Consider the following 18,245-nt stretch of genomic DNA (forward strand, 5'->3'; position numbering starts at 1 on the left):
ATCGCAATTGCGTCATTGTACACTGTGTATTTGTTCTGATTCCAAGCGATTGACCCTTCCTCACCCGTGGTTGGCTCCTGCTCCTTGATATCGAGATTCACCTCGGTCGGCTGCCATGGCAATTCCTCTTTTGCGACACTCTTCGTCCTGTCATCCCACTCAACAAGATACACAATGTGCTGATCGTTATAGAGTGAACGGACCCAGATATCGTCGATCCGGTTTACGAAGTTCCGTGGTTTATGGGTGATCTGCCCGCCCATTGCCACATATCGCTTTGGAGCCAGCTTCCATGCTTCGTTCTCCATGTCATCTGGGATTTCTCCCTCGACAGGATTCGATGGAATAACGAAATTGATTTTCGGCTTGTCGGTCAGCGGATCGATCGGAAGCGGATTACCTTCCGTATCACGCTCGCAGAGTGAGTTGACGAAATTCGCGATGTCCCACCGCTCGTCAACAGTGGTAGTATCTGCGAAGGAAGGCATTGGAGTTCCGTTGACGCCGGTTGAGAACGTCCGGAAGATGTTCTTCACGTTGTAAGGATCTTGGCGGCTGCCACGGAAGTTCCAGCACTTATGCCAATCGGCCGGCTGAATTGAGAAGCCCCAGTCATCTTTCAGGTTGAAGGCGTTCCCGTCACCACGTCCCTCCATTCCGTGACATTCAACACACTTCCTTTCAACGACAAGTTCAGACCCGCGCTTGACACTTTCCTCCGTCGCGGGCTTGGCTTCCATCGCGGCAATTTGGAGCACTGTCTGCGTTTCTGTGTCCTGGTCCTGGAAACTGCGGTCTTTCACTAATTGGTTCGTTACGAAAGCGAGCACTTGCAACCTCTGCTCTTCCGTCAAAATCCCTTCCCAGGAAGGCATGGCAGAACCCGGCAACCCGTGCGTTACGGTTTCGAATAAATCATTCTCCCCGGGAGTCGGTTTCTTGGGGTCAAACAGCGGAAGTTCACCGCTGGCTGTATGCCGAATCTTGAATGTCCCTTGATTAAAATTACGGGGGCGAGGCCACAGCCGGTCGGCACCAGGCCCGTCGCCCGCACCATCGACCCCGTGACACCATACACACTTCGTAAAGTACACGCGTTTGCCCGCCTCAATCATCTCAGCTGGAGGTTCGGGGGGTAATTCCCCCTTTTTAAATCCCTCCGGCAATGCGTCTTGCGCAAAGAGCGAGACGCCGGTTGAGCCAGAGGCCAAGATGAATCCGAAGGCGGTTACGGCAACCACTCCTGCCTTCTTAGCTAAACTGTTCTTCATGTTTACCCTCATGTCGTATGTCCAGGTTTTCTAAAAATCTGTAAATGATTAATCCCAAGTACGGGGATAGTAACCAGTGTGCCAATACTCGAACAAAATCACCTTCCAGATTTCATCGACGGTCAGATGTTGTTCCCAAGGCGGCATGACCGAGGCCCACGGGAAACCTTCGTTGGGCAGTCCGATTCCACCCTTTGCGACACGCCAGAAGATGAATGTTTCCTGCAATTGTGCAATTGTTCCCGGATCTGTAAAGTTGGCCGGAATGGGGTTAAATGCGAACGCATGCAGACCACGACCGTTTAGATTATCGCCGTGGCAGAAGTGGCAGTTCTGGAAGAAGATTTCACCGCCTTCGCGGACATACTTGAGGTAGCCAACCGCATTCTCATCCCAAGGGTTTGCGTTGGGCTTCATCAGACGTCCCATGCCCTGCTCAACGATATTCGCGTTCGTATATTCCTGATCGTACTTCCCTTCAGGATTAACGCGATACGGGTTCTGGGATGTCTGCAGCACATAAGTCTTTCCATGCACCTTGGTGCTGGCGGGCGGCGCCGGATGCACAGTACGCAACTCGATCGGTTCCTCCGATTTCGGCTTCATTGCATTGTAAGAGAACCCTCCGATGAGGATAGGGAGGATAAACAAGTATGTGTATCGAAGCATCTTGTTCATCCCCGTCTGCGCGTCAAGCACGTTCATGATCGGCTGCTTGAACTTCTTCCAATCTTCTTCGTTCGAGGACACCCACATGAAAACGGCCACGAGGGACACCGTCCCATACATCGCACGGACACTGAACGGAATCGGAGGATACACGCGGAATTTCAGATACAGCAGAATAAACGCCCAGAACCCGATCCCCTGCCAAAAGCGAGGGATCGCCATTCCCATGGCGTTCAGCATATAACTCAGGCCGGCAAATCCCGCGACATATATCATAAGCTCGAAAAGCATCTGCATCGGCATATAGCCTTCGACTAAGCGCACGGTGTTCGCTGGGACGACGCCGAAGATCATCCCGACCAGCAACAGGAGCCCGACGACTCCTATCAATGCGCCGACTGACATCAATGCTTTCATGGGTGAACTCCCTTATATCTACTGATTAGGATATCGGTGGAGGCGGCGCACCCGCCTTCACCTTTGACAGATAATCGACAATCTTTTTCAAGGCTCCTGCGCTCAATTTCTGCCCAAACACCTTAGGCATCAGATTGTCAGGAAATCCTTTTACAACGTACGCACTGGGTGACACCACAGACTCCATGATGTACTCAGAAGTGCTATGCGCGGCCCCTTTGTATGCTGGATCCTTGATTCGGTTCGGCGCGTTCGTCCCCTCTTCCAGCTTGGGACCTTGGGTGCCAATTGCGCCGGGGATGCCTGGAATGGTGTGGCAGACTACACACTGTCCTTTGGCAAAAATCTTATCGACTGGCTCAGTTCCGTCCGCCAATAGGGCGCTGGGAGGTCCGGCAGGCGTTTCTTCCTGGGCCTGAGGCCGATCTCCCTCCGGGATAAACTTCTCATAGGATTTAATAATTTCGTCGTAGCTCGGCGGCTCTTTACCTTCACGCACATACAACCAAGTGTCCACTGCCGCGAGTTCTCCTAGCGTCAACGAAATAGGTGGCTTGTGAATTCTCGGCATTTGACTTTCTCTATCATTTGAGCCCTTCAGCCCAAACCCCTCCACGACAAAACAGCTGGGGCACGCATGTGACTCAGCAATATACTCCTGTCCTGTTTCGGCAGTTCCCGCACCGGGGAAAGACTCTTTCTGGACTGTATCCCGGTCTTCCGCCTTCCCCTTGTGGTACCTGGGGTCTTTCAATCGTTCACTGGCCCGATCAGGAACTCCAAAGAGGTTCGGAGCCCGCTCGCTCAGGAACCCTTGATTGAACCCATGGCACAAAGGACATTGTCCTTTGCCGATAGCCCCCTGCACCTTGCTTTGGCCGAGTCCCCCAAAGATGATCTTTTCTCCCTCATCCGCGAGCTGTTGAGGCGTCATTGCATCGAACTGCAGTTTAACTTCGGCAGGAGGAAATCCACCTTCAACTTGAGGTAACCAATTGCCGTAGCCGGAGAGAAAGGCCGCGACAAAAAACATGAACCCGCCGATCTTCAACAATGGGCCGATATTAGTAAAGTACAGCGCCATCATGAATGTCGTGGCGGTGATCATCACAAGGGATACGGGCAACAGTCGGTTCTCGCCATAGAAGTTGTTCTTATAGTTCGCGATGGCGATGAACATCAGGAACGCTGCAATGATACCGATGAAGGTTTTGAACGTCGCGCGTTTTTTGGCGACAGGATCACTGATCGAAACTTGGAAATAGATGAGCAGCCCGACCAGCAGGGCTAGGGCCATCCACCCCATTGAGAGGGCTTCGTTAATCAAATTACCCACGGTTTTGACCTCCTGCGGCTAGACCGTGGGGGGAGCACACTATTGTGCTCCCCCACGGAGCCAATGCTCGATAATGATGGTTAGTGGCTACCCGCTGGCTGCGGCGCACCACCTGGAACCCCGGCCTTTTCTCCAACTGGAACCTTCTTCGCCGTCAAGCTTCCGAGCCAGAAGACGAAAAGGATACTGATCCAGAAAAACAACACGTTGAACGAGATCATGTTGGCGGCAAACCCGACTGTATGGGTGTAGGCCCATGGCGAATTGTCACGCATGATTTCATTCACATGCCAGAAGAGACGGACCGAGGAGCGGATGTAGCCCATCAATCCCATCATCCAGGTAAAGGCTGTCGCTAACATGATCAGGGCGTATTGCGAGCGGGCTGAAATCTTGCCCCACTCGATCGGCCCCATCTGCTTGGCACCCTTCATCATGACGCTGTTGAGAGCAAACATGAAGAAGAGGCAGGAAAGGGTCGTCGCCACCTGCGGCACGGACAAGCCAACGCGCACGTTGGCCGGAATGTAATAGCCGTAAATGGCCAACCAGATAATGTTGACATACGCAAAGAAGAAGAACACGCCCATGAAGATGTTGCCGAACCTTGACCAGGATACAGTCGAGACCTTGTTGCCTCGCATGTACCAGACAAAGCTCAACACCGTAGTGGTAATAATGACGTTGATGCCGCCGTTCTTGGCAGACATGACGCCATAGTTACCGAGCACCGGATGTTGCTGCCCTCCCATTGCCTTCAGCTCAGCAGGTGTCATGACCATGGTGTGCGGAGTGATAAACACAAGGAACCCGCAAACAAGCAGAAAAACGAGATACTTGAGGTAGCGCTGATACTTCTCTGCACCGCGCATTCGTCCAAGCGCCTGCCAGAGATAATAGTTGGTGCTCAAGAACAGAATTCCGATCATGGTTGCCTGAATGATGAAGAGCCAGGCGAGCAATCCGCCCATGAGCGTGATGCCCATCTGTTGACGATACGCATACACCTCGCGCATCAGCCAGTATCCGGCAAAGGGCAGCGGGATCAAGAACGCCACGCCGAGTGCCATCGCGATATACCCCATCCAATCATAATGGGCGCGATCTTCATCGGTCTTGGACGCCAGGAACTTGTAGGCCGCATACGCCGCGACGACACCGCCACCGAAGGCCATGTTTCCGAGGATGCGGTGGACGTTCAACGGGTTCCATAAGGCCGTGTGAATCACGTGCCAGATATTGCCCAGGAAACGTCCCTGCTCGTCGACACCGGCCGGCGACATCATGAAGCCGATCCACGAGTTCGCCAAGAACATCAACAGTGTGCCGATAACGTTCAAGATGACTGACATGCTTAAATGCATCCACTTCAAGAACCCTTCCTTCATCTTGTCCCACCCGTAATAGTAGATGTAGAGGGTTCCGCTTTCCGCCACGAACATCAACGCATAAATGTGCATGACCGGCCGGAAGATGCTTGAGAGATAGCCGAAGAATGCTGGGTAGAGAGTCAGGAAGGTGAAGATCAGAATACCACCAAGGATAGCCGTCAACGAATAGGCGGTAAGGCTGATCTTGATGAAGTCATAGGCCAATTGGTCGTACCGCTTTGCCAGAGCCTTGTCCTTCGTTACGACACCCATGAACTCGATAACCATGCAAAAGATCGGCACAGCGAGGACGAAACTGCCGTAATACAAATGCTGTTGGTTGGCAAACCAGAGCAGCACGCGGCTTTCGAAGTTATAACGTGGATAGTCTTTCGGACCGTCCGTGGTCTTCGGAGCGGGAGCACCGACGACGATGCCCTCCGTTTTATAATAAACGTCTCGCCCCTTCTCGACCTTTTCCCCTTCTTTCTTCTCGCCCTCGGCAGCCGGCGCACCGGCAGTATCTGCGGGAGCCTCTTCACCCGCGGCCAGTGACGGCAGTGCTACGACGATCGGAAGGAGGAGGAGCCCAACCATCGCGCAAAGCGCCATGACTGAGAGCAATTTCTTCCGGGCTACAAAACCCATGGGATACCTCCTTGATGCATTTCGAAATAGACCCTTTACGTTACTCTTCAAATCGAACCAAGCCGTATACCTTTTACCGTCACTACTTGCGGAACAGGTACCAGTAATCGAGGCCCTGCATATCCATCAGGTAATGGTTTACGAGCGTAAAATATCCCACCACAATAATGATGGACACAATAAAGGCTACGACGGGATTGTTCAGCGCGCTCATTGCTCTTCACTCCTCCTGCCGCATCCTAATTTTTCGGATGCAGCACGCTAGACGGTCAGAATGTGAAACGATTCTTTAGCAGGGGCACTGCATGCCAGCAAACCAATAAAAGAACCAAAGCCCTACCGCACAAGTAATGTAAAAAATCATTTTCCCGATTTTAATTTTGAGTTCGCTATCCGGTGCAGACGCCGTAGCCATTGTTTCTCCTTCTCCTGATGGAAATGGTAGGTGAGCAGTTTAATCCCGTGCGTTTCTTGACACGCACATATCCGTGTGTTATTCCAAATTCCTCGCAGGGTGCGAAAAAACAAGGAAAATCATGACGAAAAACTCAAAAGTGTTCGACATTATAGTTTTGGCCGGTATGGTTGTCAATATAATTTTGGCCGTGTTTCTGATCCTCTACTACTTTGATTTCCTGTAGTTTTCTCACCCTTTCTCCGTCGATTTCTCTTCTCGTACGGCTCCCGAAATCGCGCATCGGAACCCGATAGTTTCATCGCGAAAGTCTGGCACCATTTTGCTCCGGCTAGTAATCCGAACGTCATCCCCTGTTGTTGTATAAGTCCCCCCGCGCAAGACTCTGAAGGTGCCGAACTCAGGAGACTGAGGATTCTTCTCAGGGGAATCCTTGTAGTACAGCTCGCTGTACCAATCTCCGACCCATTCCATTACATTTCCGGCACCATCCATTACTCCGTAAGGGCTGCGATCATCTCGAAAAGTACCTGCAGGAGCCGAGACTTCATAGCCGTCCTGAACCCTGGCCCAGTTGGCACCATTCAATTTTTCCTCATTTCCCCATGGCCACAGCCTCCCGTCCGTCCCCCGCATTGCCTTCTCCCATTCAGCCTCCGTAGGGAGCCTCTTCCCCTTCCAGCGACAATACTCGGAAGCGTCGCCCCAGGATACATAGACGACCGGCTGATTGGGTCCCCGCATCTTCCCGATGCTCTTTGCGTACCGTGACGGAGGACCAGCCTTGCGATGACCCGTCGCCAAGACGAATTGTTGGTATTGATGGTTGGTGACTTCGTATCGATCGATGGAAAACGTGTCGAGCACGATCGTTCGCTTCGGTCGTTCATCGAATCCGCCGCTCTCTGTCCCTCGAATAAAAGGTCCTGCCGGAATTTCAACCATCTCTTCTTCGATCGGAGTTTCTTGCGAAACAGGTTCTTCAACGGGCACGGCAGGTTCAGTTTGGTTCTGCGGAGGTTCTTCAAACGGAGTCAGTGTTGTTCCCCGGAGAATACCTATTATAGGAATCGCGGCAAAGGCGAGAACGGTTAGCAGGAAGGCGACCTTGAATTTGGTCTCAAGCATAGAGGATTACGAAAAGGACTAGTTGGCTTCGGCCTCGAGATCGCTTGCACATCGGATTCCGACGGTGATGTCATTCCTCCAATGCTTCGCCGCAAATCGTTTGGAGAGTCTGGCGTTGTGCTCGGTCTCCCTCCACGACCCTCCACGGACAATTTTAAGCTCTGAACTCTCCGGCCCTTTTGGATTTTGATAGGGAGACTTCTTGTAATAATGTTCATCGTAAGAATCGGCGACCCACTCGGCGACGTTGCCGGTCATGTCATCGATTCCATAGGGGCTTCGTCCCGCTTCGAAGGAACCTGGCGGAGCCAGATACTTATATCCATCCTCGCTCCCGGCGACATTAGCCACGTTAGTAGCGAATTTATCTCCCCAAGGATATTTTCGCCTGCCTTCACCACGCCCAGCCTTCTCCCACTCCGCTTCGGTTGGAAGCCGTTTGCCGGCCCACTTGCAATAGGCCGTCGCTTCGTCCCATGAGACACTCATCGCCGGATATTCTGGCTTTAACAACTTGGATTGATCATCTTCGAATACTTCGATCCGCGGCATCGGTCGCTTAGTCATTTTCGCAAACCGGGCGTACTCGTCTTGCGACACTTCTCTCCGATCGATGAAAAACCCTTTAAGGAATACCTGATGCTCGGGAGCTTCGTCCGGATCTCCGTCGTTACTACCCATGGTAAATGGTCCTTCCGGAATCTGGACCATCTCACGGCCTTCGTCGCCGATTTTGGTCTTGTACATTGAAAAATCCTGAGTCGGGATGCTGACCGTGGTCGTTCGTGTTTCCGTTCGAATAGAATTCGCCAGTTCTTTCATCTGCTTGGCTTTGTAAGACTCATACACCAACATGCCGATCATCAGAAAGAAGGATGCAAAGACGAAGATGATCGACCCGACGAGCACACCCTTGTTTTCCATGACCCGTCCTACTCCTGCCGTCTTGCCTTAGGCAGACGGCTCTACTGATTCTTGTGTAGCCTTCCTTGCGGCACGCACATCCAGAAGCATCGAAATTTGAACGCCGAGAAATCCGCCCATTGCAGCACCTGCCCCTGCACCGACCCAGACACGATCAAAACCGGCCACCAGCCATGCGAGCGACCCACCCAACACAGCGCCGACAAGGATACTGATTAAAAACCTGCGTCCACCGAGGAACCCGATGACACCGCCTAGCGCAAGACCAATCCCTATCGCGATCGGAGCAAGTCCGCCGCCCATAATCAGCCCGATGAGGACACCAACGGTTCCCATCACGACCAGGCCGAATGCGATGTCGAATATCTTGTGCCGTGACATGAGTCCTATTCCTGATGCGTGCAGCCCCCTCGTCTTGACCTGAACTATTTTCCTGAAACCGCCACGATCGGTCCGAAATCGATTTCTACTCCGGGGCCCGCGATGATCGAAATGCCCCATGCTTTCTGCGCCGGCTCATGATCATGTATCCGTTTGAAATCTTCATATACATTCACCCGCTCTTCAATCCATTGCCCTACGTCCTTGGTCCCGCTCTGCACGACAATCTCTGAACCGCTGAACATCCCACCTTCCGTGAATGTCCCCTCGGGCTTCGTCGCACTCCAGATGTACTTGGTAAACACGGGGATGAACAGGAGATCCGTATCAAGCGATGCGTAGATTGCCGCAACAGGCTCAGTTCCCGTGACCGCCTTGTTCAAACGCCAGCGCCAGGTTAAGATGGGGTAGGCTTTGGGATCCCAATCGATTTTTTTCTTCTTTATCCGCTGCCCCGCATCTTTAGCTGAAAGAAAGTTGCCTCCATTTTCGGTCTGCACCTTGTACGCTTCTCTCCCCTTTGATTGGCTGCGCTGACTCTCATGATCCCAATTCGACGGGAACCCATCGGCCTCTTTCGCCTGGAAATCCTCGAGGACCAACTTCTGCCCTTCTGCGCGTGCTGAATCGAAAAAATTAAGACCGCACCACAGCACGACGACACCGACAACCGCCCCGCGACACCATGCTCTTTTCATCATATCTTCAGTATTCCTCTGTCAATCGTTATGCCTCTTGGGAAGGAGCAGGCGCCAAAGCCTGTGCATTCTCCTCCACCCACTCTTCGCCCATTTCCGGCTGCTGGCCGCGTTGACACATCCAAAACAGCACTAAAACCGCTCCCCAGAACACCACCATGTTCAACGTCACCATTTTCGCCGCAAACTCCAACGCCGGTGTGAAAGCCCAGGGCGACACATCCGCCATCAGTTCATTCACATGCCAGGTCAATCGCCCGGACGAACGGATATATCCCATCAGTCCCATGACCCAGGAAAACGCCGCCGCCAGTCCGAACAGTCCGATCATGCCTCGGAGGGGAATTTTCCCCCATTGAATAGGCCCGTGCACGATCGAACCCTTCAACATGGCTCGATTGATCAGCAGCGTTGTAATCAGGACAGTCAACGTGGTCATCGTCTGCGGCCACGAAAGCCCGACGCGAATCTTTGCCGGCACATAGAACCCATAGACGGCCAACCACAGGATGTTGACCAGGCCGACTGCGTAGATTGTTCCGATCAGGATGTTGCCCGCTTTCGCCCATGGCACCGTGATTGTCCTGTTCGCCCGCCTATAGTAGAGAAAACTCAATGCGGTAATGAGGATCATGACATTGATCGCCCCGTTTTTACCCGACATCACGCCGTAATTGCCCACGACCGGGTGCTGGGCTCCACCCATCGCCTTCACCTCGCCCGCTGACATCATAATGGTATGAGGCGTCAGCCACACGAACAGCGCCAGCATCAAAGCGCCGAGCAAAAATTGGAAATAGGGTTGATACCGTTCCCCTCCCCTGACCCGCGCCATGCTCTGCCAGATATAATAATTCACGCCGAGAAACAGCGCCCCAATCAGGAGCGCCTGCACCACAAACAACCAGGTCAGCAGTCCGCCCATCATGGTTACACCCATGCTTTGGCGGAACGTATACACAGACCGCATCAGCCAATACCCCGCAATCGGCATCGGCAATAACGCACAGACCGTGACAAACAGGAAGATGTATCCAACCCAATCGAAGTAGGCCCGCTCCCCATCACTCCGACTGGTAAAAAACCGGTAGCATGCATAGGCCAATACCACGGCACCGCCCGACATGATATCCGCCAAGAAACGGTGGACATTGAGAGGATTCCAGAGTGCAGAGTGCAGCAAATGCCAACCGTTCCCCAAGAATCGTCCTTGTGCATCGACACCAGCCGGAGCCATCATAAACGCGGCCCAGGAGTTGGCAAGCAGCAGCAACGCCGTCCCGAAAACGTTCGTCATAATACCGATCGACGCATGGATCCACTTCAGGCCTCGTTCCGCCATACGGTTCCAACTGTAGTAATAGAGGAGGAGCAGGAACGACTCTCCGACAAACACCAAGGCATAGAACGGCATGAACGACTTGAAGGTCCCTCCCATATACTTCATGAAACTGGGATAGAGGCTAAGGAACATGACCAACATGAGGCTGCCCACAACCGCCGTAACCGACAATGCGAGTAGAGCGACTTTTGCCAAATCTCTCGCCAGTCCGTCGTACCGAAGCGACAAGGCTGGTTTTTTTGTCAGCAACCCCAGGAATTCGAGCAGCGCGCAAAACAAGGGCAGGGCCAGAACGAAACCACCGAAGTAGGTATGCTGCTGCGTGACGAACCATACCACCAGCCGGCTGTCGAACGAGCCGATGCGAGAGTAGACCGTGTCACCAGGGGCCGGCGCCGAAGGTCCTGACGGAGTTCCGGACGTTTTATAGTAGAGATCCGTGGCCTCCTCTGCACCGGCAGGTAAACCTGCGCCCAGTCCCTGTCCAATAAGAACCACAAGGAAGATACAGAGAGGAAGCCCTAACAATTTTCCGGAAAACAACATTTTTCTGGCTGTCACGTTACACCTTTGAGGCCGGTGCAGCTGAAACACCGGCGCCTAGGCCCGTCGATTTTCCGAGAATGCCCATAACGAACGGGCACCGGAGCAGGTTGCTGTTCAACACCTGTCCCTGCTGATCTTCGATCTGACGGCGGTAACCAAGGTAGTACCCGTACAGCGCCATCATCGCTGCGACCAACGCGCCGGCGGCTACGGCAAAGGCTGCTGGAACTCCCGGCTGCTTCAAAACGAATAAAGCCACTCCGGCTGCCACAAGATAATACGTTGAGGCGAAGGCCAGTCCCGGCCACCACCAGTATTTCAATAACTCAATCGGCTTCGTTGCAAAAAGGCCAGCCCTCCATTCAGATTGCGGTCTGAGCCCGCCGAAGTATGAACATAGCGCGATAGCCCCACCGAACACCGTAACAGCCGACAACTGAACAATCACGGCAGCTTGATGGCTCTCAACGAAGTGTCCGAGCGAAGAACCCAATCCCCCGAGGAGCAGTCCGGCACCAATCCACGGGGCCAGCACTGCTGCATGGGTCCCCATCATCTGACGGAGCGGCACGCCGTTCGGGAAGGTTGGGAAGGGCCTTCCCATCAAAGCAATTCTTCGCACGTGACCGATCTCAAAGGCATCACGCGCGACAGCCGTACAAGAGATGATGATCGCCATCATGGCCGGGCCATCCGGATGTTTCAAATAGTCATATCCGACTAACCACAAAAGAGCCAAGACGAGCAAGGACAACTGCACCCCGTACGCGAATCCGATCCATCCGGATATCCAAGCGATCAGCTTGGATCCGTCCTCTTTAATGACGGTCCTCCAGGATGCCCCTCGCCCCACTCGATACGACAACAGAGAGGTAAGAATCGCGACCGTCCCGCTGATCATAAGTAGAACCATCGGCTCGGTAAGCGGCTGTAGAAGTTTCACCACACGATAGACTCCGAACGCCACAAGTCCGGGCACGAACATGACCAACCGTTTCCGTTTCCTGACGGAATCCTCCGTGACGGCCAGACTCAAACTCGGCAATACCCGCAACGCCATCCGATGCAACATTTCTTAATATCCCTGTTCTCCGCACTGAGCGGATGGTGTCGATCGCATGCTCGCCCGCAGCGGGGGCTCTACACCGGGCGGGGTGCGTGGACGAGCTGTGATCGACGCCAGAACCTCGTCAGCCCTTTGCTCCCATCCCGAAGTACTTGGCTTTGATCTCCTCCATCAAAGCCACAGTTATCCTGTTTTGGCCACGATCCGCGGCCGTCCGTTCCAACTCGATCTTCGCCATGGCACGGACAGGAGCCGGCACATTCTCTAAACGACGCTCTGCTTCCTGATCCCACTCGATTCGCTCGCTGGTCCTGGGTCGCAATAGAGTGTCATAACAAATAACCCGCTCACCGCGCGCCCGAACATCCTGCTCAACTTCGTCCCGGAACAGAGGTGCCATATAAGGCGGCATGCGCTCGAGCCGATGCGCCGCTTCGTCCGTCCACATCAAGCGATCGATAAAAACACTCGGCTCGTGAGCCGGGAGATCCACTCCAACCCTGAAACCGCAGCCACGGCACTCCGATCGGACGAACCATGTGGGCCCTACTTCCCTTACACTCCGTTCTTCGATCCCTTCCGTGTGCATCCAACGCCCGCAGCCACAGGTCAGCATCGTTGGGTTACCCGATCTTTCCGGGATACAGGATGTACAGCATCGTGTACGTGAACGTACCCGTTACGAACAGAATGCAGTAGATGATCATCGTGAATTTGCCCAGTGCGCGATGCCGCTTGGCGCCATTCGGCCAGACTCGCTGAATGGTCATCTCGATCGCAAAGACAATCGCGACCAACAACAAGAACCCCACATAGACTTCCATCTTCCTCACCGAAAACCCCGCCGACGCCACCCGAGCGAGAAACAATCCCGCCACCAGGACCGTGACGATGCCGAAGATCATCGCCACTTTCTTCCATGAAGTCTGCAGGAGTGATTCGTTCAGCGAACGGATGCCATCGGAGACCTGCTGGGAACGAAATCCGAGGACGATCATGTACACGGCCATCACCAACCCGATAATGACGAGAATAATATGGAGTGTCAGAACCGGAATGAAGACGTAGTCGTAGAGTGCTTGCGAGCCACCGAAGCCTTCTTTTCCTTCAACCGCCAAAACGCCGAGTTGACGGAACAGATAGTAAGCGACGAAGAACGCCAGCATGGCGATCATGCCGCCAAGCATAAGCCAATGGTGCGCATTGGCTTGAGATTTTTTCGCCTGAATCCATCCCACGATGAACAGCCCGGTAAACAGTGTCGCCATCAACTGACTCAGGTCCGCTCCGATTGTGGCATGGGTTCCGAGAAACCCTGGATCTCGCAGCCAGTCCATAGCGTCGCTTACCTGTTGCCCTTCACGCCTTCAACCACCGCCGTCTTCTCGATTTCTGCGGAAGAACCAAACCCCGCATTCGTCATCCATTGAAGGGCATCGCTCGTCTTGTAACATCCGCCTTGTTGCGTATTCACCAGAATGTGGATGGCGAAGGCTGTCGTCCATGCCGGTCCTGTCCCAGCCTCATCTAGAAAACGGTCTTTGATGATCAAGCGGCCACCGGGCGAGAGATGGTTGAAAACTTTCTTCACAATCGCCTCGTTGGCAGCAAAGGTCTGATAGTGCAGGATATCGGACATGAGGACGAGATCGTAGGGTCCCCCGAGAGAATCCTTATTGAAATCACCTGGAAACAGCGAAATCCTGTTTTCCAATCCAGCATCTTTAATCGTCCGCTCCGTCAGTCGTAATGTTGAAGGAAGGTCGAAGACCGTCGCAGTCAATTCGGGATAGACCTGACAAAACGCAATCGCGTTGGTCCCGGCCCCCCCTCCAAGGTCCAGCATTCTGATTGCACCACTCAACTGCAGGCGTTTGGCCAAATCAGGTCCGCTCTGTTGACCAATCCTATGGAGGACAGCAAGTACATTGCCGCCCAATTCAGGATCGGTCTCGAAAACATGCCGGTCGACCGACCGTCGGCCGGTACGGATCGTTTCTTCAAGTTTTCCCCAGTTATTCCATTCGGCATCATGCAGGAGGAGCAAATGCCCGATGTACTGAGGAGAGTGCCTGACGAGGTGTTTCTCTGCGGCAGATGAATTTGTGTAAACCGTTCCCTCCTTCGAGAGTAACCGTAAAGCCACTAAAGCGTTGAGAAGCAGAGTCAGGGTCGGTTCATGGGCGCCGATTCGGGCAGCAACGTCACAGGCGGTTTTCGGCTTCCCATCTAGGGCAGAAAACACATCGAGCCTGACAGCTGTCAGGAGAATTTTGGTTTCCCAGTAGTAGCCGAGCTGAAAGATTTCCGCGAGCGAAAGTTCTCGTGACACACCTGTCCTCTAGGAAATTTAGCTTTGAAAGTCAGCATCTTAACCAGTTCAGAAAGGGAAAGGCAAGGCGCAGAAACCTCGCGATGGAGTGCAAAAAACAACGGGCAGCGGAATTCTCCGCTGCCCGTGGAGCACACGACTTCTTAAAGTAAAAGACGAGAGTTACTTCAGTTCAGCCTTCAGATTGGCTGCCCCGCCGTCCTTTACCTCGACTTCAAACTCGGCCCGCTTGCCCTTGTCGATAAACGGCTGCCAGACGACAACCTTGTGTTTGCCGGCTGGGACACCCTTGATCTCAAAGGAACCGTCTTCCTTCGTGACTGCATAGTGAGGGTTCGTCACGGGCAGGAAGAAGGACTGCATGAATTCATGCTGGTCACATTGCAAACGGTAGTAACCAACCTTCTCCGCACCGCCACGAAATACCACAGGCTTATCGAGGGAGTCGCCCTTCTTGGCCAGACCGATGTTGAAACCGGTGGAAGAGCTGAAACCCTTCACGACGAAGCTATGTGGATTGTGGAGCACGCCTTCCTTGGACTTTGGATCATCCGGATCGGCATCATGGTTTTCGACGTGGAAATTCTGCTTCTGCACCACTACGCCCGCGAACGGCAGGAACTCGCAAAATTCTGCCACAACATTCGTACCCTTGTAGCCATCGATGAACGCCTTATCCTCAACACCCATCACCGCCACTACTGCGTTCTTCAATCCTCCGTCCTTGGCCACTTCGATCGTGGGAAGGAACCGCTTATCTCCATCCACTAGCCCCGGATTCGGGTTCTTTGCGCAGAAACCGGGATTCGGGAACTTCTTCAAGGAGAACTCCTTCTGTTCTGACTTTCCGGCATAAGTCACCTTTCCGGAAATCGCTCCCCCTGCAAACGAGGTCAGCGGCGTCGCCAAAAATGCGACGGCTGCCAAACCCATAACTGCTCGTAAGACGCTCTTCATTGTGCTGCCTCCTTGTGATTAACAAACTAAAATAGTTGCTCGCTCATGGCCCCCGTTCTTGCTTCCACCGGCCTGGGAGTAGTGCTGGGGAACAGCACCATCTCTGGTGTACTCGATCGACGACGTCTTGGCGAGGCTGCGTTGGACCGAGTATCTATATAAAATCCTAACGTACCCTGTCAATCGTAAACAAGGGGCCCCTGGGGATAAAATCGTCCCCTTATTACTCTATCCCTATGATTCTTAAAAGGGCACCACCCGCAGTAGCTCTAACCGCTTCGTTCTGATCGTGTAAGGATTCCTTTAACAACGGCTTGAGTTCGGTCCCCCCGATTCGACCCAGTGAACGGATCGCCACGATTTTCGGACCGGGGAGCGGATCAAGCGCCAGAGTGCTCAACATCTCAACTGCGCCGGCCAAATTGGCCTTAGTTGCCTTCCCTAGCGCATATGCGGCCGAAGACCTCGCCCCGGTGTCATTCTGTTGAGCCAATCCCCTGATCGTGACAGCCACCGTGTCGTACGGTTGGTCCAATTGCAGGATGGCGGCGCTCACGGCGGCACGCACCGTGAAAGCACGGTCTCCAAGAGCCTCCTTCAACACAGAAAGTGATTCCTCTCCTCCAAGATTCGACAAGGCTGCCGCCGCAGACTCTCTTACCCCCGGGATCGGATCCTTGAGCATAAGCTCTATTTGCTCTCGTGCTTCTCCCCGTTTCAAATGCCCCAGTCCCCTCGCAGCCGCAGCCCGCACCGATGGCTGTTTATACGTGAGCATCTCCATCATAGGGGCAGCGCCACGCTGGTCCTGTAAGTCTGCAACGGTCCGGATTGCTTCCGCCCGCTCTTCCGGATTAGGGGCGGCAAGCCCCTTACGAAGTTGCTCCCACGCTTCCGTACGGCCCAGGCGTATCAATGCCCCGTAGGCTGCAATCCGTACAGTTGCAAGGTCGTCCCTGCTGGCCTTTTCTACAAGTGGAATGACAGACGGATCACCGGACTTCCCCAACACTTTCACCACGCGTGCCTTGACGAGCCCGGCTTGGTCCTCAAGCGCCACCCGAAGTTTTTTTGATTTCATCCCGGCTTGGGAGTGGCCTAATCCCTCCACGGCCAGAACCCTCACAGGCGCCGAGCCATCACTCAGTCCGTCTTCGAGCAAGGGCACGATTTCATCGGATTCGATTTCTTTGAGTGCCGTATACGCCGCTCCCCTCATTTGCTCACGCATATCCTTCATCATCACGATGATGAATCCCAACGCCACTTCACGGAGAACGCGCAGATCTTCATGCTTCAGGGAAGCCTCAAGCCTGTCGTATTCCTCCAACGATTCCTTCGGCTTACCGATACGCAAGAGAGCACGGATCTTAAGACGACGAGCATCAGGACGTGCGGCAGCTTCCTTATCTAAACCGGCAAATTCATCGACCGCCTTCTGATACTCTTTCTTGTCATAGAGACTTTGAATCTCCTTCAACGTCGCGGCATCGGCTGTTGGAACAGGAACTCCCGTCAGGCACACACACAGCCATATCACGTATGCGGCGCCTATCACGATATGAAACCGGTTGACCCCTTTGCGGTTTCTAAACATCTCGTCATCACCCTTGTCGTTGCTGTGGACTGGCTCCCATTCGCTTCCTATACCCGGGCGGTTCATCAAAATAATAGCTCGGCTGGGGAGAAAATCGCACCCGCTGATATTCAAACGACCAGTCTCGATCCTGACTGACCAACTTGAGTACCATCCCCGTCTCCACGTCGACCCACTCATAAAACCGCTCAACCATGCCATTATGGTCTGTTTCGACCTCGTAGAGCTGCGCGGCACGCCCGGCCGTCATGGCATCGCCGACCAACATACGATGCGTTTCACCTGGAAGCGTCGCGTGAAGGGGGAGGACGTCTTCGGAATCCAACGGCGTGACCAGCAACTCCTTCTGCTGAGCCAACAGATACCAATTCTCTGATTTATCCAACCTGATGATCTCGATCGCCGCATAGCCACGCTCAGTTCTAATAGCGTACTTGTACTCCAGACGGAGGCGGTCACCCTTGCCAAACACTTGAGCCTGGTGCCGCTTACCATTCACCTGCTTGACTATTGTGCCGGAAAATTCGAGAGGGGTAGGAGGGGTAGATTGTGGGTCAACTGCGAAGATTTCATCTGCTACCGGCCACGTCAATGAAGCCAAGAGGAAAAAAACAAGGACCGTTACCCGAACTCTTATCCCCAGCCATAAAGCCATGGGACATCAGTGCTGGTATTCGACTAACGGGGTTATCTCGACCGAATAGCCCAAAGACTCCGGACCGAATCGGGGGTTATCCATGACTTTGTATGCGGTCCGATTCCCTTTGGGTGCCTGTAAAGAGAGCAGCTCCACGAGCTTCCCATCCGGTTTAACAGTGACCATTTTCGACGAACCCGGCCCAGTTTGCGGGTGCCACACGACAAGCTGATAGGTCCCTGGTGGAATATCATCGATAGAGAACTTCCCATTCTCATCGGTAAGGGCGTAGTACGGGTTGTTGACCGCCATGGCCCAACTTTCCATGTACGCGTGAAATCCGCACTGCATGTAAAAGGTGCGCCGTCCTTTATTAAGATAAATCGGCCCGACAACCGACTTGCCCGGCGCGTGATTGTGCGTTGCATGGAGATCTCCCCGGCGATGCTCGTAGTTCATCACTAACGGCGTGTTGAAAAGCACCCGGGCCCCGGCCTCAAGCGAGGTCTCG

At 53.7% G+C, this 18,245-nt stretch carries 18 protein-coding genes; all 18 read right to left on the reverse strand.

Annotated features, from left to right (window positions below; genetic code table 11):
* Positions 1 to 1,271: c-type cytochrome (locus tag ACWVCN_RS03640; RefSeq protein ID WP_455244154.1), on the reverse strand; the 1,271-nt coding region annotated here is incomplete at its 3' end.
* Between the two features lie 48 nt (positions 1,272 to 1,319).
* The gene (locus ACWVCN_RS03645; RefSeq protein ID WP_455244155.1) at positions 1,320 to 2,357 is read right to left on the reverse strand and encodes a c-type cytochrome; all 1,038 of its coding nucleotides are present in this window, start codon (positions 2,355 to 2,357) and stop codon (positions 1,320 to 1,322) included.
* 25 nt (positions 2,358 to 2,382) lie between these two features.
* Positions 2,383 to 3,693, reverse strand: a complete 1,311-nt coding sequence (locus ACWVCN_RS03650) for a hypothetical protein (RefSeq protein WP_455244156.1) — start codon at positions 3,691 to 3,693, stop codon at positions 2,383 to 2,385.
* Between the two features lie 80 nt (positions 3,694 to 3,773).
* Positions 3,774 to 5,711, reverse strand: coding sequence for a cytochrome ubiquinol oxidase subunit I (locus ACWVCN_RS03655; RefSeq protein WP_455244157.1), 1,938 nt, complete (start codon positions 5,709 to 5,711; stop codon positions 3,774 to 3,776).
* 82 nt (positions 5,712 to 5,793) lie between these two features.
* Entirely contained in the window at positions 5,794 to 5,925 is a 132-nt protein-coding gene (locus ACWVCN_RS03660) for a hypothetical protein (protein WP_455244158.1), read from the reverse strand.
* 432 nt (positions 5,926 to 6,357) lie between these two features.
* Positions 6,358 to 7,254, reverse strand: coding sequence for a formylglycine-generating enzyme family protein (locus ACWVCN_RS03665; RefSeq protein WP_455244159.1), 897 nt, complete (start codon positions 7,252 to 7,254; stop codon positions 6,358 to 6,360).
* A gap of 18 nt (positions 7,255 to 7,272) precedes the next feature.
* The gene (locus ACWVCN_RS03670) at positions 7,273 to 8,178 is read right to left on the reverse strand and encodes a formylglycine-generating enzyme family protein (RefSeq protein ID WP_455244160.1); all 906 of its coding nucleotides are present in this window, start codon (positions 8,176 to 8,178) and stop codon (positions 7,273 to 7,275) included.
* 27 nt (positions 8,179 to 8,205) lie between these two features.
* Positions 8,206 to 8,559, reverse strand: coding sequence for a hypothetical protein (locus tag ACWVCN_RS03675; RefSeq protein ID WP_455244161.1), 354 nt, complete (start codon positions 8,557 to 8,559; stop codon positions 8,206 to 8,208).
* Positions 8,560 to 8,603: 44 nt separating this feature from the next.
* A complete protein-coding gene (locus ACWVCN_RS03680; RefSeq protein ID WP_455244162.1) occupies positions 8,604 to 9,260 on the reverse strand; it encodes a DUF3047 domain-containing protein in 657 nt (218 codons plus the stop codon).
* 25 nt (positions 9,261 to 9,285) lie between these two features.
* Positions 9,286 to 11,160: a cytochrome ubiquinol oxidase subunit I gene (locus ACWVCN_RS03685; protein WP_455244163.1), complete on the reverse strand. Its 1,875-nt coding sequence runs from the start codon at positions 11,158 to 11,160 to the stop codon at positions 9,286 to 9,288.
* Between the two features lies 1 nt (position 11,161).
* A complete protein-coding gene (locus ACWVCN_RS03690; RefSeq protein WP_455244164.1) occupies positions 11,162 to 12,217 on the reverse strand; it encodes a hypothetical protein in 1,056 nt (351 codons plus the stop codon).
* A gap of 118 nt (positions 12,218 to 12,335) precedes the next feature.
* Complete coding sequence (locus ACWVCN_RS03695; protein ID WP_455244165.1) at positions 12,336 to 12,659, reverse strand: PCP reductase family protein; 324 nt, start codon at positions 12,657 to 12,659, stop codon at positions 12,336 to 12,338.
* A gap of 175 nt (positions 12,660 to 12,834) precedes the next feature.
* Positions 12,835 to 13,548: a DUF420 domain-containing protein gene (locus ACWVCN_RS03700; protein WP_455244166.1), complete on the reverse strand. Its 714-nt coding sequence runs from the start codon at positions 13,546 to 13,548 to the stop codon at positions 12,835 to 12,837.
* Between the two features lie 8 nt (positions 13,549 to 13,556).
* Complete coding sequence (locus ACWVCN_RS03705; protein WP_455244167.1) at positions 13,557 to 14,543, reverse strand: methyltransferase; 987 nt, start codon at positions 14,541 to 14,543, stop codon at positions 13,557 to 13,559.
* 162 nt (positions 14,544 to 14,705) lie between these two features.
* Entirely contained in the window at positions 14,706 to 15,500 is a 795-nt protein-coding gene (locus tag ACWVCN_RS03710) for a hypothetical protein (protein WP_455244168.1), read from the reverse strand.
* A 223-nt stretch (positions 15,501 to 15,723) separates the two neighbouring features.
* Positions 15,724 to 17,097, reverse strand: coding sequence for a HEAT repeat domain-containing protein (locus ACWVCN_RS03715; protein ID WP_455244169.1), 1,374 nt, complete (start codon positions 17,095 to 17,097; stop codon positions 15,724 to 15,726).
* Positions 17,098 to 17,104: 7 nt separating this feature from the next.
* Complete coding sequence (locus tag ACWVCN_RS03720) at positions 17,105 to 17,752, reverse strand: hypothetical protein (protein ID WP_455244170.1); 648 nt, start codon at positions 17,750 to 17,752, stop codon at positions 17,105 to 17,107.
* Between the two features lie 6 nt (positions 17,753 to 17,758).
* On the reverse strand, positions 17,759 to 18,245 hold a 487-nt coding region (locus ACWVCN_RS03725), incomplete at its 5' end, for a carboxypeptidase regulatory-like domain-containing protein (protein WP_455244171.1).

This window comes from Petrachloros mirabilis (assembly GCF_975968855.1).